We start from the raw sequence: 24,512 nt of genomic DNA, 5'->3' as shown, positions 1-24,512 counted from the left end.
TTCCTGTATTACTTTAAAGGTGTATATATATCAAAACGGTGATTTTTAGTTTTTATTTCAGCCGTTGGTTTTTGATTAGCTAAAAACGGTGCATAATCGGGTCTTTTGACCACAACCCGTTTTTGGGCTAATTTTCTTGCTGGCTCTAATAAGCTATCTGCATCATTATCACTACCAACCAGTTGTTGAAAAATGCGCATCTCTTTTTTGACAAGTGCACTTTTTTGACGATGTGGAAACATGGGATCGAGATAAATCACATCGGGTTTTTCTGGGTAAGTACTTAATCCCTCAATGCTTGAATGATAAATTAAACGTAAATGCTGCTCAAGCCAACTACCAATGTGGGGATCTTGATAGGCACGCTGTAAACCATCTTCTAATAATGCAGCAACGACAGGGTGCCGCTCAAACATAGTGACATGACAACCGATAGATGCTAAAACAAAGGCATCTCGACCAAGCCCAGCTGTGGTATCAACAACTGTAGGTAAATACTCACCTTTTACCCCGACTGCTTTAGCAATTGCTTCACCACGACCACCACCAAATTGACGACGGTGAGCCATTGCTCCTGAAACGAAATTAACACATATCGAACCTAATTTTGCTTCGTCAGTCTTTTGTAACTCAAGTTGATTGTTTTGGGTAATCAGAGTGAACGGTAAATCGGCATGTGCCGATAACCACTGCTCAGCTAATAATTTTAGCTGAGCTAAGTTAGGACTAGTGGATACCATAATGACGAAGTAATGCTTCAAGTTGAGGTTCGCGGCCTCGGAAATTTTTAAATAGTGTCATTGGTTCATCGCTACCGCCTTGCGACAAGATGTTATCAAGAAATGCATTCCCCGTTTTGGCGTTGAAGATGCCCTCTTCTTCAAAACGTGAAAATGCATCAGCAGATAATACTTCTGCCCATAAATAGCTGTAATAACCTGCAGCATAACCACCAGCAAAGATATGACTAAATGCATGTGGGAATCGACCCCATTCAACAGTAGGTACAACAGCGACTTGCTTTCTTACTTCGGCTAATGTGTTTAAAATATCTGGATCTTTTTGTGTATATAATTTAAAGTCAAAAAGGCCAAATTCCAATTGGCGTAAAATAAATAGCGCGGCTTGATAGTTTTTAGCATCTAGCATCTTTTCTAACATGTCTGCGGGCAGAGGTTCGCCAGTTTGATAATGTCCTGATATAAATGCAAGCGCTTCAGGTTGCCAACACCAGTTTTCTAGGAATTGACTAGGTAATTCAACGGCATCCCAAGGTACTCCATTAATACCTGCGACAGATGAAGTATCAATTTCGGTTAACATGTGGTGCAAACCATGACCAAACTCATGGAATAGGGTGGTGACTTCATCGTGCGTAAATAGCGCTGGTTTGTCGCCAACCGGGCGATTAAAGTTACAGGTTAAATAGGCAACCGGTTTTTGTACATGTCCGTCAGCAAAACGCATACGACCAATACAATCATCCATCCAAGCGCCACCACGCTTATGTTCGCGTGCATATAAATCAAGATAGAAGCTACCTTTTAATTCACCGTTAGCGGCAAACAGATCATAAAATTTTACTTCAGGATCCCAAACTTCAACGCCTTGTCGTTCTTTGGCTGTAATACCAAAGATGCGGTGTACTACCTCAAATAAACCACTAATTACTCTTTGCTGTGGAAAATAAGGTCGCAACTCTTCATCGTTAATGGTGTACAAGTACTGTTTTTGTTTTTCACTATAATAAGCCACATCCCATGGCTTGATATCACTAGCACCAAAAAACTCATAAGCATAACGTTTAAGTTCAGCAAGCTCCTTTTCGCCTTGAGGTTTAGCTTTAGTTGCTAAATTGGTTAAAAATTCGATGACTTGCGAGGTGGATTCAGCCATTTTGGTTGCAAGTGATTTATCTGCATAGGTATTGAAGCCTAGTAATTGTGCAAGCTCATTACGTAGTGTTAAGATTTGTTTGATGATCTCTGTATTATCCCACTTACCAGCATGAGGGCCTTGATCTGATGCACGAGTCGTATAGGCTTGATAAAGTTCAAATCGTAAATCACGGTTATCACAATAAGTCATAACAGGAAGGTAACTTGGCATATCTAAAGTCAGTAACCAACCCTCTTCGCCTTTTATTTTGGCTTGTTCTTGAGCAGCAGCAAGCGCGCTTTCAGGCATGCCAGAAAGTTCTTTGATATCAGTAATTAATTTTGACCAACCCATGGTCGCATCAAGTACATTATTGCTATATTTTGAGGATAATTCTGATAATTTTGCGACAATTTCACCATAGCGTTTTTGTTTATCATCAGGTAAACCAATTCCAGATAATTCAAAATCACGTAATGCATTATCAATAACTTTTTTCTGTGCTTTGCTTAATGTTGCGTATTGTTCGCTTTCTTTGAGTTGTTTATAGGCTTGATATAAAGGTTTATGTTGTCCAACCCATGTGCTGTATTCAGATAATAATGGCAGACAAGCTTCATAAGCTTCACGTAATTCAGGGCTATTTTTAACTGAATTAAGATGGCTAACTGGCGACCAAGCTCGACCAAATTTTTCGTCCATTTCATCAATTGGTTGGATTAAGTTATCCCAAGTGTATTGGCTATTTTGTTTTAGTACTGTTTCAATCGTATTTCTGCAGTTTGTTAATGTCTCTTGTATAGCAGGCAAAACATGCTCGGGCTTAATTTGTGAAAAGAGTGGTAATGGTGCATCTGTTAATAATGGATTAGTCATGTAGCGATACCTTTATACACATGGGTTGTCTATTGATAGAACATAATATGGTGGCAAATTCAGTTAATTCAAGAGAATGTCATGCTTGGGAAGCATTATAATCCCATCAATTTGCGTTCACGCTGCCATTCAGTAGGGGTATAAGTTTTTATAGAAAGAGCATGGATACGGTTGTCATGGATGAATTCTGCCAAAGGGGCATAAATTGCTTGTTGTTTTTTTACGCGGCTTAAATCGGCAAATAATTCACCGACAGCAATAACTTGAAAATGACTACCATCGTCGGTCAAAACATGTACATCATCAAGCTCAAGCGAATTTTTTAATTTATTGATTATTTCTTCTTTATTCATTACTCATACTCATTATTAATGTAAATTATGGAAGTTATTTTTGTTAAAAAGTTTCAGGTAACTATGCGTTTTAGTATAAAACCTAACTTTTTAAACATTGATCACAGGTTGTAGATCATACAAGGTAATTAATGTTTGTAGCTGAGGATTAATACCTTTGAGCTTTACATCATATTTATTGCAAAAATAAATTAACGTCGCGAGTCCTGAAGAATCAACTCGAGTAAGTTGCCCTACATCAATGTATTTGACACTGTTTAAAATGGTGTTTTGTGTTGACCATAAATCGTTTAAAGAGTGAACATCAAGTTCACCCTGTAAACATAATATATCTTGTAGTTGTTCTGTTTTGATTCGCGACATTATCGACTAACCTTTTTGTTTAGCATTTGGATCAATATTGCGATTTGAAAGATCAGTTAATTGCTTAGTTAATGCATCAATACCGTTTTGACGTAAAATAGTTGACCATTCATTTTGTTTTGTGGTGATCATGCTTACACCTTCAGCAACTAAATCATAAGCTTTCCATTCGCCAGTGACAGAGTTTTTACGCCATTGAAAATCAATACGTAATGGTTGTTGATTTTTATCCGGTTGATTTAATAAAACACGAATAGAAATAAGTGTTTTGCCAGTTAAATCTTTTGGCGATTCAACTTGATAGGTTTGACCATTATACATAGATAATGCTTGAGCGAAAGCTTGTACCAGATAGTTTTCAAAAGCCGCAAAATAAGCTGTACGTTGTGCTTCTGTTGCACTTTTATAATAATTACCTAAAATCAATGCGCCAGCATATTTGACTTGTACATAAGGTAATAGATCCGATCTTACAATCTCTTTGAGTTTGTTAGGGTTTGATTTTAATGCTGCGGATTGTGCATTCATGGTGCTAAAAATCTTATCAGCAGAAACTTGCATTTCTTTATAGGGATCGTTTTCAGCAAAGGCTGTAGCACTAAACATTAAAACTAATACTAAAAAAACGGCTTGTTTGAATTTGGTTAACATAGTCACTCCTTACTTTTCGTTTGTATCTTGCGTATCTTGTTTTTTATCTTTATCAGTCGAACCCCCAGCACTATAAAGGAACTGACCAATTAAGTCTTCAATAACCATAGCGGGTTTAGTGTTGTTTATTACAAAACCGTCGTGAAAATAGGCTGGTTCATGCTGATCTATTGGCAAACTATTGTTTATACCTTCGCTATCTAATGAATCGAGCTCCATTTCAGTATTTTTGTCAAGTCCAAAGTTGATATCAATAAATTGTTCGCCTAATAAACCCGATGTTTTAATTGAGAGAGAACTTGAGCTTGGAATTTGATTGTATTGCGCATCAATATCCATTGTCACATAGGGTTTATACACATCAAGATCTGATGATTTTAGCGTTATATTGCTTACTCGACCAATTACAACGCCACCAATTTTGATAGGAGAACGTGCTTTTAATCCCCCAATATTATCAAATACAGCATAAACTCGATAGGAATTATGGCTAGCAAATGATGTTGGATCGGTTACTCTAAAACATAAAAATAGCACTGAACAAATGACCAGCACCATAAATAATCCTACTGTAATTTCGATTTTACGACTCATGTTTAATGACCTCAATGACTAAACATTAATGCGGTTAAAATAAAATCTAACCCCAAAATAACTAATGATGAATAAACAACAGTGCTTGTTGTTGCTCGACTAATTCCTTCTGATGTTGGTACACAATCATAACCATTAAAAAGTGCAATCCAAGTGCTAGCGATGGCAAATGCGAAGCTTTTGACAAAGCAGTTTCCTAAATCATGCCACCAATCAACATTGCTTTGAATAGATGACCAAAAAAAGCCCGCATCAATACCTTTCCAATCAACACCAACAAGCGCACCACCTAAAATGCCAACGGTGACAAAAATTGCAGTTAAAAACGGCATACTAAAAAATCCAGCCCAAAAACGTGGAGCGATAATACGCCGTAATGGATCAATTGCCATCATTTCCATACTTGATAACTGTTCAGTTGCTTTCATTAAGCCGATTTCGGCTGTTAAAGCAGAGCCTGCACGCCCAGCAAACAGTAAACCTGCGACAACAGGCCCTAATTCGCGAAGTAGGGCTAGCGCAACCATCATCCCAAGGCTTGCTTCGGCTCCAAAAGTAGTCAGAATAAAATAACCTTGCAGAGCCAAAACCATGCCTATAAAAAGACCAGAAACAATAATAATAGTGAGAGATTGTACTCCAACAAAATAAAATTGCTTAACGAGTAATGGAAATTGTTTATTAAATTGTGGCTTGCCAATCAATGCTCCAAACAGCATAACACCGGAACGACCAATCATCGCAATGATATTGATAAACCATTGCCCTAATTTTGCCAGTAAATTCAACATTATTTTATACCTCTGCTTAGGTCTAATCGGTAATCATCAGCAGGATAATGAAAAGGAACTGGTCCATCAGCCAAACCGTCAAGGAACTGTTTAACGCGTAAATCGTTATTATCACGCAGTTGCTGTGGTGTACCGCCTGCAATAATATGCTGTTCAGCTACAATATAAGCATGATCTGCAATACTGAGTACTTCGCTCACATCATGGCTCACAACAATGCAGGTTAATCCTAATGATTGGTTAATTTCAGATATCAGCTTAACAATTACGCCCATTGAGATAGGATCTTGTCCTGCAAACGGTTCGTCAAACATAATTAGATCGGGATCAAGCGCAATAGCCCTAGCTAAAGCGGCTCGCCTTGCCATACCACCAGATAGTTCGGCTGGCATCATTTGAGCCGCGCCCCGTAAGCCAACCGCTTGTAATTTCATTAATACTAAATTATGCAGTATAGGTTCAGGTAGATTAAGGTGTTCACGTAATGGATAGGCTACATTGTCAAATACCGTTAGATCAGTAAATAAGGCACCAGATTGAAATAACATGCTCATGCGTTTACGTACTTCATACAATCTTGAACGTGACATGCTGGGTATATCTTCACCATCAAATAAAATTTTTCCTGATTGCGGTTTTAATTGTCCACCAATTAGGCGTAATAAGGTGGTTTTACCAATGCCAGATGGTCCCATAATTGCCGTGACTTTTCCTTTTGGGACATTCAGATTCATATTTTTATAAATAGGTCTTGTTCCACGATAAAAAGACATATCATGGATTTCAACCAAATTCTGCTGTAATGCCTTGCCCACCATTATTTCCTATACTACTAAAATTATAATTGTGCCTATTTTACTTGATATTTGTAAATAAAGAAATCAATTAAACGCATCGCCAATTTGTGAATAGTTTGTAAATAAATAATTTTTATACTTTAAATATTATATGAAAACACATAATCAAAATGGTTATTGGGTAATGCCTAAAGAATAAACGAGAAAAAATAAAGCCCGTTTGATAACGGGCATTTTAATATCTTGGCATTTGTTGATCAATTATGCATGCCCAAGCATCAATCCCGCCCGTAAGGTTATATAGGAAGTTGGGATCAAAGCCATTTTCTGCTAAATAATAAGCAACATTTAGGCTTCGCCTGCCATGATGACAATAAATAACTATATCTATTTCGTCTGGGATTTTATCTAAATATAGCGGGATCATATTCATTGGAATATGCGTTGCGTGATTGATACTGCAGATGGCTACTTCATTGGGTTCGCGTACATCAAGTAAAAATAGATTATCTTGTTGCTTTAATTTTTGTACAAGTTCGGCTGGGGTGATTTCTTTTATTGTCATTATGTAAAGCTCATTAGAATAATTGTCAAAAAGTTTCAGGTAGGTATGTGTTTCAGTATAAAACTTAAATTTTAATTTAATTAATATCATCTGGCAATGATATTGCCGGATGATATTTTTACCACCTATACAGCTAATGCTTTACTAATTTTTTCAAATAAATCTTTAGATAAATTTTCAATTTTTAGTAAGGCTTCAAGTGCTTTTCGCATCTGTTGTTGACGTTTTTCGTCATAACGTTTTAATCGAATCAGCGGATCGATGAGTCTTGCTGCAACTTGCGGATTTTTTTGGTTTAACTCTGTGAGGATTTCAACTAAGAATTGATAACCACTACCATCTTTAGCATGAAATGCCACAGGGTTATTATTTACAAAGGCACCAATTAATGCGCGGATGCGATTTGGATTACTGAGCGTAAATGATCGGTGAGTTAATAATTTTTTCACTGTAGCAAGGGCATTCTTATCAGGGCTTGTTGCATTTAATGCTAACCATTTGTCCATAACCAGTCCATCTTGATGCCATTTATCATCAAAGTCTACTAATAGCTCTGTTCGACAATCAAGTTCAGCTTTTACCGCTACATTCAAGGCGGCTAAACAATCAGTCATATTATTGGCTTGATGATATTGTTGGCTCACTAATGTATTGGCGCGCGAATTGTCATCAGCATAGGCTAATAAAGTTAAACAACAGTTTTTAAGTGATCGCTTAGCAATATCATTATGTTTAATTTGATATTGTAAAGTGTTATTGTGGTGATAAACGGCTAATAATTCATCATAAAGTTCGTTTGCAAACTGAGTTAGTAAAAACAGACGGACTTCATGAATAGCGATTGGATCAACCACAGTAAATAAATTAGCTAATTCGTTTTCAGATGGCAAGGTCAAGATCTGCGCGATAAGGAAAGGATCAGTATTTTCTGATAACAGTACCGCTCGAAATGCATCTAATACTGAATCAGGTAGTGCTAATTTTTGATTTTCTTGATAATTCTTTACATTTAAACGAACATATTTTGCCAATAGCATTTGCGCTGCATCATAGCGGCTAAATGCGTTAGTCGCGTGCTGCATTAGGAAAATGAGATCATTATCTTGATAATCATAAGTCAACTTAACGGGTGCTGAAAAATCACGTAATAATGAAATGATCGGCTTTTCAGTCACGTTATCAAAAATAAATTTTTGTGTGCTCTGTGTTAAATTTAAAACATGGTGAATAGGTTGACCTTGATATTGCAAGGCAATAACTTTGCCATCATGTTGATATAATTCAATATCAATCGGGATATGTAATGCTTGTTTTTGATTTTGATCTTGTGTTGCTGGCGTATATTGCTCTACCGTTAAAGTATATTGTTGGTTTTTTTCGTCGTAATTATCGGTAACGGTTAGTTCAGGTGTACCTGATTGACTATACCATAATTTAAACTGAGTTAAATCGATACCTGAGGCATCTTGCATGGCTGCAACAAAATCATCACACGTTGCGGCACTGCCATCATGGCGTTTGAAATAGAGTTTCATGCCTGCTTGGAATTTATCTTCACCTAACAAGGTATGCATCATACGAATAACTTCAGCTCCTTTTTCGTATACGGTGACTGTATAAAAGTTATTCATTTCAATGACTTGTTCAGGGCGAATAGGGTGAGACATAGGGCTGGCATCTTCGGCAAATTGAACGGTACGTAAAAGTTTTACATCTTCAATCCGTTTGACTGCACGAGATCCCATATCGGCGCTAAATTCCTGATCACGAAATACCGTTAATCCTTCTTTTAAACTGAGTTGGAACCAGTCAAGACAGGTGACTCTATTACCGGTCCAGTTGTGAAAATATTCATGACCAATTACCCCTTCAATACCTAGATAGTCATCATCTGTTGCTGTTTGTGGTTTGGCAAGCACATATTTTGAATTAAAGATATTTAATCCTTTGTTTTCCATTGCTCCCATATTGAAAAAATCGACTGCAACGATCATAAAAATATCTAAATCATATTCAAGTCCAAAACGTGTTTCGTCCCAACGCATGGCATTTTTTAAGCTTGTCATTGCCCAGTGCGAACGATCTAAATTACCTTTATCAACATAAATTTCTAAATCAACTTTGCGTTTGGATTGCGTGATAAACTGATCTTTTAAAATATCAAAATCACCAGCAACTAAAGCAAATAAGTAGGCTGGTTTAGGAAAGGGATCTTGCCATTGTACCCAATGACGTCCATCAGCAAGTTCACCTTGCGCGATGCGATTACCATTCGAAAGTAGGTAAGGATAGCGTTGTTTATTGGCGGTAATGCGTGTTGCAAAGCGTGCAAGTACATCGGGTCTGTCAAGATAATAGGTGATATGACGAAATCCTTCCGCTTCACATTGTGTACAAAGCGCTTCGCCTGATACATATAATCCTTCAAGTGCGGTATTATCAATTGGTTTGATTTCGTTAACAATCGTTAAAGTAAACTCAGCAGGCACGTTTTGAATGATTAATCCTGTTTTCGTGATTTGGTAATCATGCCATGGTTGCTCGTCGATATTAATGGAAATCAATTTAAGGTCTTCGCCATCTAAAATTAAATCGCTCACTTGCTGGTTTTTTTGAACGACGTGGCTACGAGCTGTTACTGTTGTTATTTCGGGCGCTAAATCAAAATCAAGATCAATGTCGGTAATAGTAAAATTAGGCGCTTTATAATCAAGACGGTTTTTTGCAATAGGTTGCGATTCAGGTGTTTTTGTATTCATGTTGTTATGACCTTTTGGTTTGGACTCAATTTATACGTTGTGCTAGTGAATATTATAGCCGATTAAAAACAATCTTATTACATAATTAATCTATATCTTCATTATTATTCTGCTATAATCTCTAGAATTTTCTTTAAAGTAATAGCATTAAATTTACATGTTACCAGCGATAATTACATCAATATTAGATACTGATGCTTATAAGTTGCATATGCAACAGGCCGTATTTCATCACTATCCTGAAGCAACCGTGGTTGCACAGTTTCGTTGTCGTAGTGATGATCTACTTGGGCAATATGCAGATCAAATAATACATCAAGTGAAATTAATGGAATCATTAGCGCTGTCTGATGATGAATTTAGCTATTTATCAAATATCTCCTTTTTTAAATCTGACTATTTAAATTGGCTTAAAAAATGGCGTTTCAATAGTAATTTGCTTACTATAAAAAATGAAGATGGGAAGCTTTCCATTACAATTAAAGGAAAATGGTTAGATGTCATTTTATGGGAAGTGCCATTACTTGCTGTTATTAGTGAGGTTGTCCATAAAGATCGTTCGCCAAATATTGGCGTTCCTGAAGCATTGGCAAGGCTAAAAGATAAATTAGCCTTGTTTAATGAAAAAACAGCTAATATGGATATGTCGGGTTTTAATTTAATGGATTTTGGTACTCGTAGGCGTTATTCGTTTGCGGTGCAAGAAGCTGTTGTTAGTTATTTGAAATCGAATTTTAATAACTTTCATAGCACTAGCAATTATTTACTCGCCTATCGTTTAGGGCTTACGCCTGTTGGAACGCAAGCACATGAGTGGTTTCAAGCTCATCAGCGTTTAACCCATAATCTTCAGGATTGCCAAACAAATGCGCTTCAGGTTTGGTTAGATGAATATCCTCATGACTTGGGGATAGCATTGACCGATTGTATTACAATGGATGCGTTTTTACGTGATTTTAATTTATATTTTGCATCTCACTACCAAGGGCTTCGCCATGATTCGGGCGATTCAATTGAATGGGGCGAAAAAGCGATTGCGCATTACCAGCAGTTAGGCATTGATCCTAAAACAAAGTTATTGGTATTTTCAGACAGCTTAAATTTTGATAAAGCGATTAACATCTATCAGCATTTTAATCACCGCGTAAAATTATCTTTTGGCGTGGGTGGTTTTTTAGCTTGTGATATTCCCTCTAAAAATGCCAATACTAAAGCATTGAATATTGTGCTTAAATTAACGGAATGTAATAATCAATCCGTTGCGAAGCTATCAGATAGCCCTGGGAAAACGATATCTCAGGATTTAGATTTTATTGATGAATTAAAACGAACTTTTAGCGTTAAAATTTGATAATAATTCATATTTAACCTATGTTCATATTAGAAAATAGAAATCAGTAATCAAGATTTTATTATTCAAAAATTCCATTTTGCTATGGAATAACCGTTAGAATAGATCTGTATTACTTTAAAGATTACTTAAACAATTAATGTAGAGATGGATAATTAAAATGACTTCAGTTGCACCTATTGTTGATGTGTTACAAGGCAAAATTGCTGTTGGTAGCACAATTTCTGTTCAAGGTTGGGTAAGAACTCGGCGTGATTCTAAAGCAGGCATATCATTTTTAGCCGTTTATGATGGTTCTTGCTTTGATCCTATTCAAGCGGTTATTGAAAATAATTTACCTAATTATGAACAAGAGATCTTACGTTTAACGGCTGGGTGTTCGGTTAAAGTCACGGGTAAAGTGGTGGAATCACCAGGTCAAGGTCAGAAATATGAATTACAAGTAGCGCAAGTTGAAGTATATGGCTTTGTTGATGATCCTGAAACTTATCCAATGGCAGCTAAACGTCACTCTATTGAATATTTGCGAGAAGTGGCTCATTTACGAGCAAGAACCAATATTGTTGGTGCGATAACGCGTGTACGCCATACGCTTGCACAAGCAATTCACCAGTTTTTTGATGAACGTGGTTTTTATTGGTTATCAACACCAATTATTACTGCATCAGATACCGAAGGAGCGGGCGAAATGTTCCGCGTTTCAACACTGGACATGTTAAATCTGCCTAAATCGGACAACGGTAAGGTTGATTTTGATAAAGACTTTTTCGGTAAAGAAGCTTTTTTAACTGTTTCTGGGCAATTAAATGCCGAAACTTATGCTTGTGCGCTTTCTAAAGTTTATACTTTTGGTCCAACATTTAGAGCTGAAAACTCAAATACCACTCGCCATTTAGCTGAATTTTGGATGATGGAGCCTGAAGTGGCATTTGCTGATCTCAATGACAATGCTAAACTTGCCGAAGACATGCTGAAATATGTGTTTAAAGCCGTGTTAGAAAAACGGGCTGATGATATGCAATTTTTTGCCCAGCATGTTGATAAAGAAGCAATCAATCGCCTTGAGAACTTTATTAATGCTGATTTTGCGCAAGTGGATTACACCGATGCTATTACCATTTTGCAAAACTGTGATGCTCAGTTTGAAAACCCTGTCAGTTGGGGAATTGATTTAGCCTCAGAGCATGAACGTTACTTAGCGGAACAACATTTTAAAGCACCAGTGGTTGTCAAAAACTACCCTAAAGACATTAAGGCGTTTTATATGCGTATGAATGATGATGGTAAAACCGTTGCAGCAATGGACGTTTTAGCACCGGGGATTGGTGAAATTATTGGTGGTTCTCAGCGTGAAGAGCGTTTAGATATGTTGGATAAACGAATGGAAGAAATGGGGCTGAAGAAAGAAGATTATTGGTGGTATCGTGACTTACGCCGTTACGGCACAGTGCCGCACTCGGGGTTTGGACTTGGTTTTGAACGCTTAATTGTGTATGTAACAGGTGTTCAAAATGTACGCGATGTGATCCCATTCCCAAGAACGCCACGTAATGCGAATTTTTAAGTTGATTAAATTCCCAACCAAAATTTGGTTGGGGGATAAAAATTAAAAAACTAGTTTTATGTGCAAAAAATAATCAAACAGGCTCATTTTTAGCCTTAGACATCACATTTAATGAAAAGTTCGCTTGATTTTATAAAAAATTTATACATAATTTACGATACTGTAAAAAGTAGATAAAAATAATAGATAAAAATATTATTTTTTGGATGAATAATTATTGTATGAAAATTGACACTAAACTAATGGAAAGTGTCTTTTTAGAAAATAACCATGAGGGTAAAAAATGAAACGTAATCTATTAGCAATCGCTATCCCTGCGCTTTTAGCTGCAGCTAGCGCAAATGCATCTATTGAAGTTTGGAACAAAGATGGTAATAAAGTTGACTTTTATGGTCGAGTAAAAGCAGCTAACAACATTACTGACCGTGGACAAGCAGGTGAAGGTGATGATACTTCTGCTCGTTTAGGTATGTCTGGTCAAACTCAGATTACTGATAGCCTAACTGGCTATGGCCGTTGGGAATACGAAGCGAAAGCTGGTAAAAATTCTAGCAACGAAGTACGTTATGCATTTGCTGGTTTAAATTTTGGTGATGCTGGTTCATTCGACTATGGTCGTAACGATGGTGTGTTAAAAGCAATCACAGCTTATACTGACGTATTACCACAATTTGGTGGTGATGCAGCAAACAACGATTGGAACGTGTTATCTGCACGTACTAAAGCTGTTGCAACTTATCGTAACAACAACTTCTTCGGTTTAACTGATGATTTAAGCTTTGCATTACAGTATGCTGATAATGGTGATAACGCTGCAACTTATGATAGTAAACTTGCTAGCATAAAAGAGGATGCAGACGGTGATTTCGATGGATTTAGTGGTGAAAGCCGTGAAGCCTATGGTGCAAATGTCCAATGGCATATTTTTGATACAGGTTTAACTCTGGGGGCAGGTTATGCTCAAACAGCTGGTAAATCTGCGTACGAACCAGGTGAATTTAAAAGAGTCAAAACATGGACTACTGGTATCAAATATGATAATTACAACTTGTATCTAGCTGCTAACTACTTCCAATCTAAATTCAATACTTGGAATGATCGCACTGATGGTGAAAAATATAAAGATCCAAAAATCAAAGGTATTGAATTAGTTGCTCAATATGGTATTGATTTAGAAGTAGGTCGTTTAACGCCTTCTTTAGCTTATGTGCAGCATAAGGTGAGCAATGTTGAAGATGGTTATTATGATGATGATCATAAAGAAGGTCGTAATTTAGCTAAATATGTTTCACTTGGTGCAACATATGATCTAAACAAAAACTTTAGCGCTATCGTAGAATATAAATTCAATCTACTTAAGAAATACGACATTGGTGCAGAAGCAAATACTGTTCGTGAGAGCAATGGTCGTCATCCATACAAACCGGGTACTAAAGACGTGTTAGGTGTTGGTTTAATTTACCAATTCTAATTTCTTGATATCTTATAAAAAGGCACTTAGGTGCCTTTTTTTTCGCCTGCTAAATGCTTTTCTTGTTAAAAACACATTTTATGTCTAAAAAAATCTACATTAAATATTAAAATATTCGTAAATTCGCAGAAATAATCTAGTTAACATTGTTAAATAGGCAATAAGTGCAATAAAATCTATTTGTTATCTAATAAAAATAGATATCACAGTAATAATATGATTGTTATTTATTGACAATTATTTATTAAAACAAGAGCAAAATAATTTGCGTCTTTAATAATATAAAATACCTACGAGGGTAACAAAATGAAACGTAATCTATTAGCAATCGCTATTCCTGCGCTTTTAATTGCAGGTACGGCAAACGCTTCTATCGAAGTGTGGAATAAAGACGGTAATAAAGTGGACTTTTATGGTCGAGTTTATGCTTTAAATTATATTACCGATCGTAATAATCAAACTGGTGAAGGTGACAAAACCACTGCACGTTTAGGCATGTCAGGTCAAACACAAGTGACAGATAGCGTAACTGGCTATGGCCGTTGGGAGTACGAAGCCAATACTGGTAAAAATGCAGATAACGAAACGCGTTATGCATTTGCTGGTTTAAATTTTGGTGATTTTGGATCATTTGATTATGGTCGTAATGATGGTGTGTTAAAAACATTAACGTCTTATACTGATGTTTTACCAGAATTTGGTGGTGATGCTTCAGATAATAATCTTTATGCATTAACAGCTCGTACAAAGGCCGTTGCGACTTACCGTAATTCAGATTTCTTTGGTTTAGTAAATGGTTTGCGTTTTGCTGTTCAATACGCGGATAATGGCGATAACAGCTCAACAAATCATTTCAACAAACAGAATAGTAATGCAAAACATGATAGTGCTGAAGCATGGGGTTCTGTTGTTGATTGGGATGTACTTGATACAGGTTTATCGGTTGGTGCTGGTTATGCACAAACGGGTGGTCATAAGGATGCTAAAACATGGTCAGCTGGTATCAAATATGATAACGACAACCTTTATTTAGCTGCGTTATATATTCAAGGTAAACAAAAATATGGTTGGGATAATGCATCGACGAATCACCGCGCTGATGATTTAAAAACCAAAGGTTATGAATTTGTTGCGCAATACGGTATTGACTTTGAAGTGGGTCGTTTAACGCCATCTGTTGCTTATATCCAACATAAAGTTAAAGATGCATCTCATTATTCAAATGATGCAGGGCTTAAAGGTAATGATGTAGCTAAATATGTTGATGTTGGTTTAACTTATGACTTTAACAAAAACTTACAAGCTATTATCGATTATAAAATCAACTTGTTAGATAAAGATGACATCGGTGCACGTCATGCTTTATATGAAGACGGCTCATTTACTAAATCACAAATCAATGGCACAACAAAAGACACAGTGGCACTTGGTTTAATCTACCAATTCTAATCTCTTTTGATATTGTATAAAAAGGCACTTCGGTGCCTTTTTTATTATTTGCTATCGATTAAATATCCCTTGCACTTTAATTAATACTCTGTTAAAAAATCTAGAAAGATAATAATAAATTAGGATAACAATGATGCTTTATACCACACGTAAATTATCGGCTCAAAAAAATATTGCTTTAGTTGCTCACGATCATTTAAAGGATTCTTTATTAAATTGGTGTAAAAAAAATCGTGAAGAACTTTCTCGACATAATTTATGTGGTACAGGGACGACAGGCACATTGATAAAACAAGAAATAGGACTAAATATCACACCAATGCTAAGTGGCCCTATGGGGGGCGATCAGCAAATTGGTGCATTAATTGCAGAAGGTAAAATTGATATCTTAATCTTTTTTTGGGATCCACTTAATGCCGTACCTCATGATCCCGATGTCAAAGCGTTGTTACGGCTATCTACGGTTTGGAACATTCCCGTTGCTACTAATCAAGCTACAGCCAATGCATTGATCCAATCTTCTATTTTTACGCAAGAAGTTGACATTGAAATTCCTGATTATCAAAGCTATTTAGCGCAAAGAGTGAAGTAAATGCCAATACCATCCCAAATTCGTAAAACAGGCCGGCAAATACTTCTGCTTGATAATTTGTTTATTGTATTAGGGTTTTATGTGGTGTTTCCGCTGGTTTCAACCCACTTTGTTAACCAAGTCGGTTGGAGCGCTCTATTTGTTGGTTTTGCGTTAGGATTTCGGCAATTTGTTCAACAAGGCTTTGGGATTATTGGTGGTGCTATTGCCGATCGCTTTGGTGCAAAGCCTATGATTGTGACGGGTATGTTTTTACGTTGCGTTGGTTTTATCTCAATGGCGATTGCTAGCGAGCCTTGGTTATTATTACTTTCTTGCTTACTTTCAGCGTTAGGAGGACTATTATTTGATCCGCCTCGTATGGGACTAACTATTAAATTTACCCGCCCACATGAGCGTGGTAAGTTCATATCACTGTTAATGATACAAGATAATGCTGGTGCTGTGATTGGTGCTCTTATCGGTGGCATTTTAATTGATTATGACTTCCATTTAGTGTGTTGGTGTGGCGCTTTTATTTTTTTCTTATGTGGGATTTTTAATATTTTCTTCCTACCTGCTTATCACATTGCCATTGGCAAAGCTCCTATTATTAATGGCATGAAAATGGTTGTAAAAGATAAAAAATTTACTCGCTATGTACTTACGTTAACCGGTTATTATGTACTATGGGTGCAAATTATGTTGATGTTACCTTTAACAATCACAAGCGTATCAGGTAGCCCTAGTTATGTAAAATGGATGTATGCTATTCAAGCTGGTATTTCGCTTGCACTGCTTTATCCACTTGCTCGTTGGAGTGAAAAATATTTCAGATTAGATCAGCGCCTTAAATTTGGTCTATTTTTAATGTCATTTGCTTTTATTATCATAGGTTTTACATCACAATTAACAGTGCTATTATCACTGATTGCGTTATTTTATTTAGGAGCAATTATTGCAGAACCTGCCCGTGAAACTTTATCAACAATACTAAGTAATCCTAAGGCAAAAGGTAGTTATATGGGATTTAGTCGTTTAGGGCTTGCTCTAGGTGGGTTTCTAGGTTATACCGGTGCGGGTTGGTTATATGATATTGCTAAGCAAATGGGATTTCCACATCTTCCATGGATAGTGCTGACTACCATTGGGCTATTAACTTTAAGTTATCTACAATATCAATTTAAAAATGAGCCACCAATGCCACACGTTAAAATGAGGAAGATTGGCTAATTTCACCATCTTTAAATAAAATAGCCTCGTTAGTATTGAGCTTATGCCATGTTTCATTCGAAGTTAATGGTAGTGTAGAAATAATGGTAACGACATCATTCGGTGTTGTATGTTTTTGAAAGTCAATTTCGACATCTTCGTCCAGCAATTTTGCTTTGCCAAAAGGCGCTTTACGGGTTATCCAATGTAAATTGGTTGAGCAGTAGGCAAACACATATTGCCCATCAGACAATAGCATATTAAATATACCAAGTTGGCTTAACTGATTGGCACATTGTTGAATAAAATTAAACAGCTCAAGATCATTAGTCGGTTTTTGCGAATACTTTTGATGTAGTTGATTTATTAAGTAACAGAAAGCATATTCGCTATCGGTTTCACCAATGGGTTGAAATAGCCCTGTATCTAAATGTTGGTAATCGGTTAATTGCCCATTGTGCGCAAAAGTCCAGTTCTTTCCCCATAGTTCGCGGGTGAATGGGTGGGTATTTTCTAGGGCGACACCGCCTCGATTAGCTTGTCGAATATGGGCTATCACGGCTTTAGATTTGATGGGGTATTCTTTCACCATTTTAGCAATAGGTGAATAGCTGCAAGGCTCGGGATCTTTAAATGTCCGGCAGCCTTTTCCTTCATAAAAAGTAATTCCCCAGCCATCTTTATGGGGACCTTTGTCCCCACCTCGTTTAATTAGGCTAGTAAAACTAAAGCAAATATCAGTTGGCACATTAGCGCTCATACCTAATAATTCACACATATTATTTAGCCATTTCTTTTTCGATCAGCAAAATAAGAATATGAATCACTTTGATATGGATTTCTTGCACGCGATCGGCATAACCAAAGTGCGGAACACGAATATCAACATCGGCAAGTCCATTCATCTTACCGCCATCTTTACCGGTTAATGTAATGATTTTCATGTCCTTTTGTTTTGCTGCTTCAATTGCTTTAAGTACGTTAGCTGAATTTCCTGAGGTTGAAATACCTAAAAGCACATCACCTTTTTGACCAACACCTTCAACATATCGTGAAAAAATGGAATCGAATCCAAAATCATTACCGACACATGAAATGTGACTTACATCTGATATGGCAATGGCTGGGTAAGCAGGGCGATTATCACGAAAGCGGCCGGTTAGCTCCTCAGCAAAGTGCATAGCATCGCAATGAGAACCACCATTACCACACGATAACACTTTGCCGCCTTGTTTAAACGAATCGGCAATTAAGATTGCGGCTTGTTGAATTTGTTGCAGATTTTTATTATCTGAGACAAAATTAGTTAATACGTCAATAGCTTGGTTTAATTCATTGCGAATATTGTTAATGTACACGGATATTTCTCCATCGATAAATTTATTCTCTATTGTAATTTTTTCAAAATAGCTTGCAAGCGATAATATTTCCTATCTTGTCAAAAACTTTCAGGAATGTATGCCGTTAAGTGTAAAAATAAACATTAAAATAAAAATAAATTAAGGTAATTTTTAATAATGACAGTTGAAATAACGACAAAATTTAAATTAATTTTAAACTTAACAAATAATACATTTGCAATAGCAAAATTCTTTGCGTTTATTTTAAATAATATCTTGGACAGAACTTGGCCGTAGCGTTATTTGCCAATAGGATAAGTTTTTCTTTCATGATACAATTTATTAAGTCTCTTTTCACTTAAAAGAGAGTGAAATGACATTCATAATAGAATTGGTAAGGAATTAATATGCAAACAATTGAAGGTAAAGTGGCTGCGCCAAAAGCGAAAGTTGCAATTGTGGTGGCACGTTTTAATCATTTTATTAATGATAGCCTAGTAAATGGTGCAATTGACGCATTAACACGTATTGGTCAAGTCGATGATAAAAATATCACGGTTATCTGGGTTCCTGGAGCTTATGAAATTCCACTTGCCGCAAAAGTTGCAGCACAGTCGAAAAAATATGACGCAATTGTGGCGTTAGGTACTGTCATTCGGGGTAGTACGGCGCATTTCGATTTTGTCGCGGGCGAATCAAGCTCAGGTTTATTAAGCGCAAGCTTAGATAACACCATTCCAGTTGGATTTGGTATTTTAACTACCGAAAGTATAGAACAAGCTATTGAACGTGCAGGTACCAAGGCCGGCAATAAAGGTGCTGAAGCCGCATTAACTGCACTGGAAATGCTAAATATTATTAAAGCAATTAAGGAGTAATTTAGTGGCATTAGTAAATCCTCGTCGTCGAGCAAGAGAATGTGCAGTACAAGCCATTTACTCTTGGCAAGTTTCCAGAAATGATCTTGCTGATGTTGAGACAAGTTTTATTGCAGAACAAGATATGAAAGGCGTTGATGCTAAGTATTTTCGTGAATTGTTGAATGGAGTAGCCAAAAATACCGCCGAATTAGATGATAAAATGGCGCCTTATCTCACTGAACGCACTGTTGATGAATTAGGGCAAATTGAATTAGCGGTACTTAGAATCGCACTATATGAATTAATGAAACGTCAAGATGTACCTTATAAAGTGGTCATTAATGAAGCTATTGAATTAACTAAAACATTTGGTGCTGCTGACAGCCATAAATTTGTTAATGGCGTATTAGATAAAATAGCCCCAACCATCCGTACGCGATAACCGATTAACTGTGAGATTGATATGAACGACAATACCGAAAAAAGCAAACCTACTATTTTTTACGCCACAAATAGTGCACCAAAGAAGTCTGCTCGCTCAGCTACAGAAAAGTCTACCGGATGGAAAGGTAAGCGTAAAGATGATTCATTTCAGTCGAAACCTAAACGCGATCGTCAAGACCGTATTGAAACATTCAAACCTCGAAATGATAAATCTGATTTTATAAAAAATAAGTTTAGTGTTGAACTTAATCAATCTCAATCTTTCATCGCTAACGATTCTCCATGGCAAAAAAAAGTTCGCACTAATGAACAAACGCCTACATTTGGTTATGATGGATATCGTCAACGAAAAGAAGAAACTTTGGTTTATAGTGAAAATAGTTGTAAGGCTGTTTTCAAACATCGACGTACAGCCATTGTCAAACTATTTATTACTCAAGAGATGGCTTATCAGTTTAAAGATATAATCGACTGGTTGGTTAAACAGCGGTTAGGTTATGATGTTGTCTCTAGTGAACAAATTAGCAAAATAACCCAAACCCAACACCATGGTGGCGTCTGTTTAATTGTTAAAAAGCGTGTTCCTCTCACATTATTAGATTATTTAGAAGAAAAGAGTGATAGAGAACATGATTGTGTGTTAGCCCTTGACGATATTAACAATCCTCATAATCTAGGCGGATTAATGCGTAGTGCTGCATTTTATGGTGTTAATGGTGTGATATTGCGCCAAACAAATTTACTTGATAGTGGTGCAGCTATGCGTGTGGCCGAAGGCGGAGTAGAGGCTGTTGAAGCAATTAAAAGTGATGATTTTGTTGCTTCACTTGATATGCTTAAACGACAGGGTTACCAAGTTGTTGCACTATTACCTTGTCAAGCAAAGTCCATTGCATCAAGTGAATTACATAAAATTCGTTTTAATAAAAAAGTTGCATTAGTCATATTCCAACAAATTAATATGAAACTTATCGATTGTGCTAATGTGGTTGTACATTTAAAGGGCAATGATAACATGCCTGCATTGAATATTTCAGTTGCTACGGGTATTTTATTATCTAACTTGCAAAAATAAGAAAATATTAGTTTATATTTTTGCTATCAATTAGTTAGGTTATAAAAGTTATTTTACTAATTGATAAAATATATCCAATAGCATAATTTGATTAGAAATTGCTTTTTTTTTCTGTAAATTGTTATTAATTTTTGAGTGTTTTGGTAATTGTCATGGCTTTTAAGCATAAAGTTGGTTTAATTTTTGGGAAGTTTTATCCTTTACATTGTGGTCATATTTATTTGATTGAAAAAGCCATGAGCCAAGTTGATGAATTACATATTCTTCTTGGTTGCGAAGCATCGCGCGATAAGCTACTCTTTGATAAAAGCCATTTACCAAAACAACCTCAAGTAAGCGACCGTTTTTCTTGGTTAAAAGAGACGTTTAAAGATCGTCACAATATCCATATCCATGTACTTGATGAAGCGGGTATTGAATTTTATCCGAATGGTTGGCAAGATTGGAGCTGTCGTGTTAAGCAGATTCTTTCAGCACATAAAATTAAACCTGATGTGGTTTTTACTAGTGAGCCACAAGATGTCAAAAATCACGAGTTCTATTTTGGCTGTCCGGTAGTCATTGTCGATGCTAATCGAGAGTTTATGAATATCAGCGCGACACAAATCCGTGAAAACCCCTATAAAAATTGGTCTTTTATTGCCCAAGCAGCAAAACCTTTTTTTGTTAAAAAAGTAGCTATTATCGGTCAAGGTAGATTTTGTGACTTATCTATTCAACTGGCTAATATTTATAATACTCAATATGTGCCTAATGGTTATATTAATTATATTGAGCGGGAAATCTCAACCCATCATAACAAGCGTTATTTAAGCGAATCTGATTATATTAAAATTGCGATGTTACATGTCGAACGAATTTCAAAAGCTGTTGAAACCGCTAATAAACTTGTTTTTACCTCAATTGATTTTGCAACACTAATGCAATATTACAGTCAAATCTTCCAAAAAGATAATGATGTTTTAAAAGCCTTTAAAGACAGTTACCATTTTGATTTAGTTATTCACGAAAAAGATTTAACCCCACAATGTTCACAACAGGGATATTTTGAAATCGTCTCTAAGAAGGTTGAAGCATTATTGATTTAGTTCATCACATTTATTGTGGCTTATGCTAAAATAAGGTAAATCTTTGGATAGGTAAATTTCTATGTCTCAATCTTCTGATAAACAAGACAATACAAATCAAGAAAAAATTGATTTTGGTTACCAGCAAGTACCAAAACAAGAAAAAGTAAAACGTGTTGCCGAAGTCTTTCACTCTGTTGCCGATAAATACGATGTCATGAATGATCTCATGTCATTTGGTATCCATCGAATTTGGAAAAAAATTACTATTGAATATAGCAGTGTGCGTAAAGGCCAAAAAGTTCTAGATCTTGCTGGTGGCACAGGTGATTTAACGGCAAAATTCTCTCAATTGGTCGGTGATGAAGGATTAGTTGTTTTAGCTGACATTAACGAATCAATGTTAAAGGTTGGGCGAGATAAACTGCGAGACAAAGGCTTATTTAAAAATATTGAATATGTACAAGCCAATGCAGAAGAATTACCTTTTGCTGATAACTATTTTGATTGTATCACTATCTCATTTGGTTTACGCAATGTCACTGATAAAGAAAAGGCTTTACGCTCTATGTGGCGAGTATTGAAGCCCGGTGGACGCTTATTAATCCTTGAATTTTCTAAACCACAATATCAGATCCTAAATAAAGCGTATGATCTGTATTCTTTTACCATGTTACCACTAATGGGGAAAATTGTGGCAAATGATTCGGAAAGTTATCGTTATTTAGCTGAATCAATTCGTATGCATCCCGATCAAAAAACATTGAAAAAAATGATGGAAGATGCAGGATTTGTCGATGTGAAATATCACAACATGACCGGTGGTATTGTCGCGTTACATACTGGCTTTAAATTTTGATGCGATGAATAACAATGACATTTTTTCGACTATTTAAAATATTAACCGTATTTCGAGCCTATCAATTAGATGAACTGTTGCCGAAACATCGTTCATCAAAGTGGCTTCGTACTTTATTATTCTGCCTATTTTGGGTTAGACCTAAGGCAAAAAATCAAGAAATTGGTGAACGTTTACGACAAGGGCTGCAAGAATTAGGACCAGTTTGGATAAAGTTTGGACAAATGGTTTCAACTCGGCGTGATGTTTTACCAAAACATATAGCCGAAGCTTTGGCTAGATTGCAAGACCAAGTGATTTCTTTCGATGGAAAAATGGCTAGACAATTGATTGAGTCTGCATTAGAGCAACCGATAGATCATTATTTTTCCGATTTTGATGAAAAGCCATTAGCGGCAGCGTCAATAGCACAGGTCCATACCGCAGTATTAAAACGTAGCCAAGCCGAAGTTGTCATCAAGGTCTTGCGTCCTAATATTTTACCGGTTATTCAAGCTGATATCGGTTTAATGTATTGGGTGGCTAAACAATTTACTAAACGTATCAAATCAGGCGAAAAATTGCGAGCGGTTGAAATAGTGCATGATTATGAAATGACGCTATTAAAAGAGTTGGATTTACAAAAAGAGGCTTATAATACCGTTAGATTGCGTGATAATTTTATCAATAGTGATACTTTATATATCCCTTATGTTTATCAAGATCTTTGTCGAAAAAATGTAATTGTTGAAGAGCGCATTAAAGGGATTCCCATTTCAGATATCGAGCAACTTAAGCAAAATAATGTCAATATGAAATTACTTGCAGAACGAGGTGTTCAAGCTTTTTTTACCCAAGTATTTCGTGATAACTTTTTCCATGCTGATATGCATCCGGGTAATATTTTTGTCGATATTACCGATCCACAAAATCCTCGCTATATTGGTATTGATTGTGCCATTGTTGGCATATTAAGTAATGATGATCAGCGCTATCTTGCCGAGAATTTCTTGGCATTTTTTAATCGAGATTATCGAAAAATAGCTGAAACTTATATCGCATCAGGTTGGGTACCAGAAACTACCGATGCTATAGCGCTTGAAATGGCAATGCGCAATGTGTGTGAGCCAGCATTTGCAAAACCTCTAGCTGAAATCTCATTTTCACAGATTTTATTGCAATTATTTCAAGTTGCCCGCCAATTTGACATGGATATTCAACCTCAATTAACCCTTCTTGAAAAAACGCTATTTTATATTGAAGGACTTGGTCGTCAACTTTATCCAGAACTTGATTTATGGCAAACAGCAAAGCCATTTTTAGAAAAATGGTATCAAGATAAATATAGTGCAAAAAAAATACTGCAACAAGCTTGGGAATCGTTGCCCGAGTGGCGCACTCTATTGCCACAGTTACCAGAAAAATTAAATGATTTTGAACGAACCGCCAAACAGATGAATGTTCAATTAAAACAAATTAATCAAGAATTACAGCATAGTAAAAAGCGTGAACGAACGCTATATGGAATGCTTGGGTTAGTTTGCGCTTTATGTATTATGATATTGATAGTGCGTTGAGCTAATTATTTGGGAATATTCTAATTTGCGTGTATAATTTGGTTATGTACCCCCATTGGAGATAAT

At 36.2% G+C, this 24,512-nt stretch carries 24 protein-coding genes; 12 read left to right on the top strand and 12 right to left on the bottom strand.

The annotated features are described in order from the left end of the window. Positions 1-8: 8 nt before the first annotated feature. From ACYIAM_RS02695 to pepN, 10 genes are all read right to left on the bottom strand, one after another. Positions 9-740 carry a class I SAM-dependent methyltransferase gene (locus tag ACYIAM_RS02695; RefSeq protein ID WP_174795901.1) on the bottom strand — a complete coding sequence of 244 codons (732 nt, stop codon included), beginning with the start codon at positions 738-740 and terminating at the stop codon, positions 9-11. Beyond that, positions 727-2,754: an oligopeptidase A gene (prlC, locus tag ACYIAM_RS02690; RefSeq protein ID WP_483747150.1), complete on the bottom strand. Its 2,028-nt coding sequence runs from the start codon at positions 2,752-2,754 to the stop codon at positions 727-729. Before prlC ends, ACYIAM_RS02695 begins: the two co-directional genes overlap by 14 nt. A 95-nt stretch (positions 2,755-2,849) precedes the next feature. Next, positions 2,850-3,107, bottom strand: a complete 258-nt coding sequence (ibaG, locus tag ACYIAM_RS02685) for a BolA family iron metabolism protein IbaG (protein WP_174795903.1) — start codon at positions 3,105-3,107, stop codon at positions 2,850-2,852. Between the two features lie 90 nt (positions 3,108-3,197). Further along, positions 3,198-3,470: an STAS domain-containing protein gene (locus ACYIAM_RS02680; RefSeq protein ID WP_174795904.1), complete on the bottom strand. Its 273-nt coding sequence runs from the start codon at positions 3,468-3,470 to the stop codon at positions 3,198-3,200. A gap of 6 nt (positions 3,471-3,476) precedes the next feature. Then, complete coding sequence (gene mlaC / locus ACYIAM_RS02675) at positions 3,477-4,121, bottom strand: phospholipid-binding protein MlaC (protein ID WP_174795905.1); 645 nt, start codon at positions 4,119-4,121, stop codon at positions 3,477-3,479. 9 nt (positions 4,122-4,130) lie between these two features. Then, the gene (gene mlaD / locus ACYIAM_RS02670) at positions 4,131-4,715 is read right to left on the bottom strand and encodes an outer membrane lipid asymmetry maintenance protein MlaD (RefSeq protein ID WP_483747149.1); all 585 of its coding nucleotides are present in this window, start codon (positions 4,713-4,715) and stop codon (positions 4,131-4,133) included. 11 nt (positions 4,716-4,726) lie between these two features. Continuing rightward, complete coding sequence (gene mlaE, locus ACYIAM_RS02665; protein ID WP_194240573.1) at positions 4,727-5,506, bottom strand: lipid asymmetry maintenance ABC transporter permease subunit MlaE; 780 nt, start codon at positions 5,504-5,506, stop codon at positions 4,727-4,729. Further along, the gene (mlaF, locus tag ACYIAM_RS02660) at positions 5,506-6,324 is read right to left on the bottom strand and encodes a phospholipid ABC transporter ATP-binding protein MlaF (protein WP_483747148.1); all 819 of its coding nucleotides are present in this window, start codon (positions 6,322-6,324) and stop codon (positions 5,506-5,508) included. The genes mlaE and mlaF overlap by 1 nt, the downstream gene beginning before the upstream one ends. A 214-nt stretch (positions 6,325-6,538) precedes the next feature. Beyond that, positions 6,539-6,868 (bottom strand): rhodanese-like domain-containing protein, encoded by a 330-nt coding sequence (locus tag ACYIAM_RS02655; RefSeq protein WP_174795908.1) that lies wholly within the window; start codon positions 6,866-6,868, stop codon positions 6,539-6,541. 125 nt (positions 6,869-6,993) lie between these two features. Further along, a complete protein-coding gene (gene pepN, locus ACYIAM_RS02650) occupies positions 6,994-9,627 on the bottom strand; it encodes an aminopeptidase N (RefSeq protein ID WP_483747147.1) in 2,634 nt (877 codons plus the stop codon). A 157-nt stretch (positions 9,628-9,784) separates the two neighbouring features. Here pepN and pncB point away from each other — a divergent pair, with 157 nt between their 5' ends. From pncB to mdtH, 6 genes are all read left to right on the top strand, one after another. Continuing rightward, on the top strand, positions 9,785-10,978 hold the full coding sequence (pncB, locus tag ACYIAM_RS02645) for a nicotinate phosphoribosyltransferase (protein WP_483747146.1): 1,194 nt from the start codon (positions 9,785-9,787) through the stop codon (positions 10,976-10,978). A gap of 160 nt (positions 10,979-11,138) precedes the next feature. Then, the gene (asnS, locus tag ACYIAM_RS02640) at positions 11,139-12,542 is read left to right on the top strand and encodes an asparagine--tRNA ligase (RefSeq protein ID WP_483559630.1); all 1,404 of its coding nucleotides are present in this window, start codon (positions 11,139-11,141) and stop codon (positions 12,540-12,542) included. 283 nt (positions 12,543-12,825) lie between these two features. Next, positions 12,826-14,013 (top strand): porin, encoded by a 1,188-nt coding sequence (locus ACYIAM_RS02635; protein ID WP_483747145.1) that lies wholly within the window; start codon positions 12,826-12,828, stop codon positions 14,011-14,013. Positions 14,014-14,319: 306 nt separating this feature from the next. Beyond that, on the top strand, positions 14,320-15,462 hold the full coding sequence (locus ACYIAM_RS02630; protein WP_174795913.1) for a porin: 1,143 nt from the start codon (positions 14,320-14,322) through the stop codon (positions 15,460-15,462). Between the two features lie 133 nt (positions 15,463-15,595). After that, the gene (locus ACYIAM_RS02625; RefSeq protein WP_483747211.1) at positions 15,596-16,054 is read left to right on the top strand and encodes a methylglyoxal synthase; all 459 of its coding nucleotides are present in this window, start codon (positions 15,596-15,598) and stop codon (positions 16,052-16,054) included. Beyond that, the gene (gene mdtH / locus ACYIAM_RS02620) at positions 16,055-17,266 is read left to right on the top strand and encodes a multidrug efflux MFS transporter MdtH (RefSeq protein ID WP_483747144.1); all 1,212 of its coding nucleotides are present in this window, start codon (positions 16,055-16,057) and stop codon (positions 17,264-17,266) included. Here the strand turns inward: mdtH and ACYIAM_RS02615 are convergent. Further along, on the bottom strand, positions 17,244-18,023 hold the full coding sequence (locus ACYIAM_RS02615) for a class II glutamine amidotransferase (RefSeq protein WP_483747143.1): 780 nt from the start codon (positions 18,021-18,023) through the stop codon (positions 17,244-17,246). The two genes, mdtH and ACYIAM_RS02615, sit on opposite strands and share 23 nt — an antisense overlap. Position 18,024: 1 nt before the next feature. Further along, on the bottom strand, positions 18,025-18,603 hold the full coding sequence (lpcA, locus tag ACYIAM_RS02610; protein ID WP_483747142.1) for a D-sedoheptulose 7-phosphate isomerase: 579 nt from the start codon (positions 18,601-18,603) through the stop codon (positions 18,025-18,027). Between the two features lie 389 nt (positions 18,604-18,992). Between lpcA and ribH the strand changes: the two genes are divergently transcribed. From ribH to ubiB, 6 genes are all read left to right on the top strand, one after another. Continuing rightward, entirely contained in the window at positions 18,993-19,463 is a 471-nt protein-coding gene (gene ribH / locus ACYIAM_RS02605) for a 6,7-dimethyl-8-ribityllumazine synthase (protein ID WP_065586460.1), read from the top strand. 4 nt (positions 19,464-19,467) lie between these two features. Continuing rightward, positions 19,468-19,887: a transcription antitermination factor NusB gene (nusB, locus tag ACYIAM_RS02600; RefSeq protein WP_174795918.1), complete on the top strand. Its 420-nt coding sequence runs from the start codon at positions 19,468-19,470 to the stop codon at positions 19,885-19,887. A gap of 21 nt (positions 19,888-19,908) precedes the next feature. Then, on the top strand, positions 19,909-20,964 hold the full coding sequence (locus tag ACYIAM_RS02595) for a TrmH family RNA methyltransferase (protein ID WP_483747141.1): 1,056 nt from the start codon (positions 19,909-19,911) through the stop codon (positions 20,962-20,964). Positions 20,965-21,116: 152 nt separating this feature from the next. Beyond that, positions 21,117-22,052, top strand: a complete 936-nt coding sequence (gene nadR, locus ACYIAM_RS02590) for a multifunctional transcriptional regulator/nicotinamide-nucleotide adenylyltransferase/ribosylnicotinamide kinase NadR (RefSeq protein ID WP_483747140.1) — start codon at positions 21,117-21,119, stop codon at positions 22,050-22,052. 61 nt (positions 22,053-22,113) lie between these two features. Continuing rightward, entirely contained in the window at positions 22,114-22,890 is a 777-nt protein-coding gene (gene ubiE, locus ACYIAM_RS02585; protein WP_174795921.1) for a bifunctional demethylmenaquinone methyltransferase/2-methoxy-6-polyprenyl-1,4-benzoquinol methylase UbiE, read from the top strand. A gap of 14 nt (positions 22,891-22,904) precedes the next feature. After that, positions 22,905-24,446: a ubiquinone biosynthesis regulatory protein kinase UbiB gene (ubiB, locus tag ACYIAM_RS02580; protein WP_483747139.1), complete on the top strand. Its 1,542-nt coding sequence runs from the start codon at positions 22,905-22,907 to the stop codon at positions 24,444-24,446. Positions 24,447-24,512 lie beyond the last annotated feature (66 nt).

The organism is Gilliamella sp. X-60, assembly GCF_057063585.1.
Note: the sequence above shows the minus strand (reverse complement) of the source record. Positions and strands in the feature narration are given on the sequence as shown.

Bases quoted from the DNA above. Each gene is read 5' to 3' on its own strand.
- ACYIAM_RS02635 (WP_483747145.1), top strand. From the start codon at position 12,826: ATGAAACGTAATCTATTAGCAATCGCTATCCCTGCGCTTTTAGCTGCA.
- mlaD (WP_483747149.1), bottom strand. From the start codon at position 4,715: ATGAGTCGTAAAATCGAAATTACAGTAGGATTATTTATGGTGCTGGTC.
- ACYIAM_RS02680 (WP_174795904.1), bottom strand. From the start codon at position 3,470: ATGTCGCGAATCAAAACAGAACAACTACAAGATATATTATGTTTACAG.
- mlaC (WP_174795905.1), bottom strand. From the start codon at position 4,121: ATGTTAACCAAATTCAAACAAGCCGTTTTTTTAGTATTAGTTTTAATG.
- ACYIAM_RS02695 (WP_174795901.1), bottom strand. From the start codon at position 740: ATGGTATCCACTAGTCCTAACTTAGCTCAGCTAAAATTATTAGCTGAG.
- pepN (WP_483747147.1), bottom strand. From the start codon at position 9,627: ATGAATACAAAAACACCTGAATCGCAACCTATTGCAAAAAACCGTCTT.
- ubiB (WP_483747139.1), top strand. From the start codon at position 22,905: ATGACATTTTTTCGACTATTTAAAATATTAACCGTATTTCGAGCCTAT.
- ubiE (WP_174795921.1), top strand. From the start codon at position 22,114: ATGTCTCAATCTTCTGATAAACAAGACAATACAAATCAAGAAAAAATT.
- prlC (WP_483747150.1), bottom strand. From the start codon at position 2,754: ATGACTAATCCATTATTAACAGATGCACCATTACCACTCTTTTCACAA.
- mdtH (WP_483747144.1), top strand. From the start codon at position 16,055: ATGCCAATACCATCCCAAATTCGTAAAACAGGCCGGCAAATACTTCTG.
- ACYIAM_RS02595 (WP_483747141.1), top strand. From the start codon at position 19,909: ATGAACGACAATACCGAAAAAAGCAAACCTACTATTTTTTACGCCACA.
- mlaE (WP_194240573.1), bottom strand. From the start codon at position 5,506: ATGTTGAATTTACTGGCAAAATTAGGGCAATGGTTTATCAATATCATT.
- mlaF (WP_483747148.1), bottom strand. From the start codon at position 6,324: ATGGTGGGCAAGGCATTACAGCAGAATTTGGTTGAAATCCATGATATG.
- ACYIAM_RS02625 (WP_483747211.1), top strand. From the start codon at position 15,596: ATGCTTTATACCACACGTAAATTATCGGCTCAAAAAAATATTGCTTTA.
- ribH (WP_065586460.1), top strand. From the start codon at position 18,993: ATGCAAACAATTGAAGGTAAAGTGGCTGCGCCAAAAGCGAAAGTTGCA.
- nadR (WP_483747140.1), top strand. From the start codon at position 21,117: ATGGCTTTTAAGCATAAAGTTGGTTTAATTTTTGGGAAGTTTTATCCT.
- ibaG (WP_174795903.1), bottom strand. From the start codon at position 3,107: ATGAATAAAGAAGAAATAATCAATAAATTAAAAAATTCGCTTGAGCTT.
- pncB (WP_483747146.1), top strand. From the start codon at position 9,785: ATGTTACCAGCGATAATTACATCAATATTAGATACTGATGCTTATAAG.
- ACYIAM_RS02655 (WP_174795908.1), bottom strand. From the start codon at position 6,868: ATGACAATAAAAGAAATCACCCCAGCCGAACTTGTACAAAAATTAAAG.
- ACYIAM_RS02630 (WP_174795913.1), top strand. From the start codon at position 14,320: ATGAAACGTAATCTATTAGCAATCGCTATTCCTGCGCTTTTAATTGCA.
- ACYIAM_RS02615 (WP_483747143.1), bottom strand. From the start codon at position 18,023: ATGTGTGAATTATTAGGTATGAGCGCTAATGTGCCAACTGATATTTGC.
- asnS (WP_483559630.1), top strand. From the start codon at position 11,139: ATGACTTCAGTTGCACCTATTGTTGATGTGTTACAAGGCAAAATTGCT.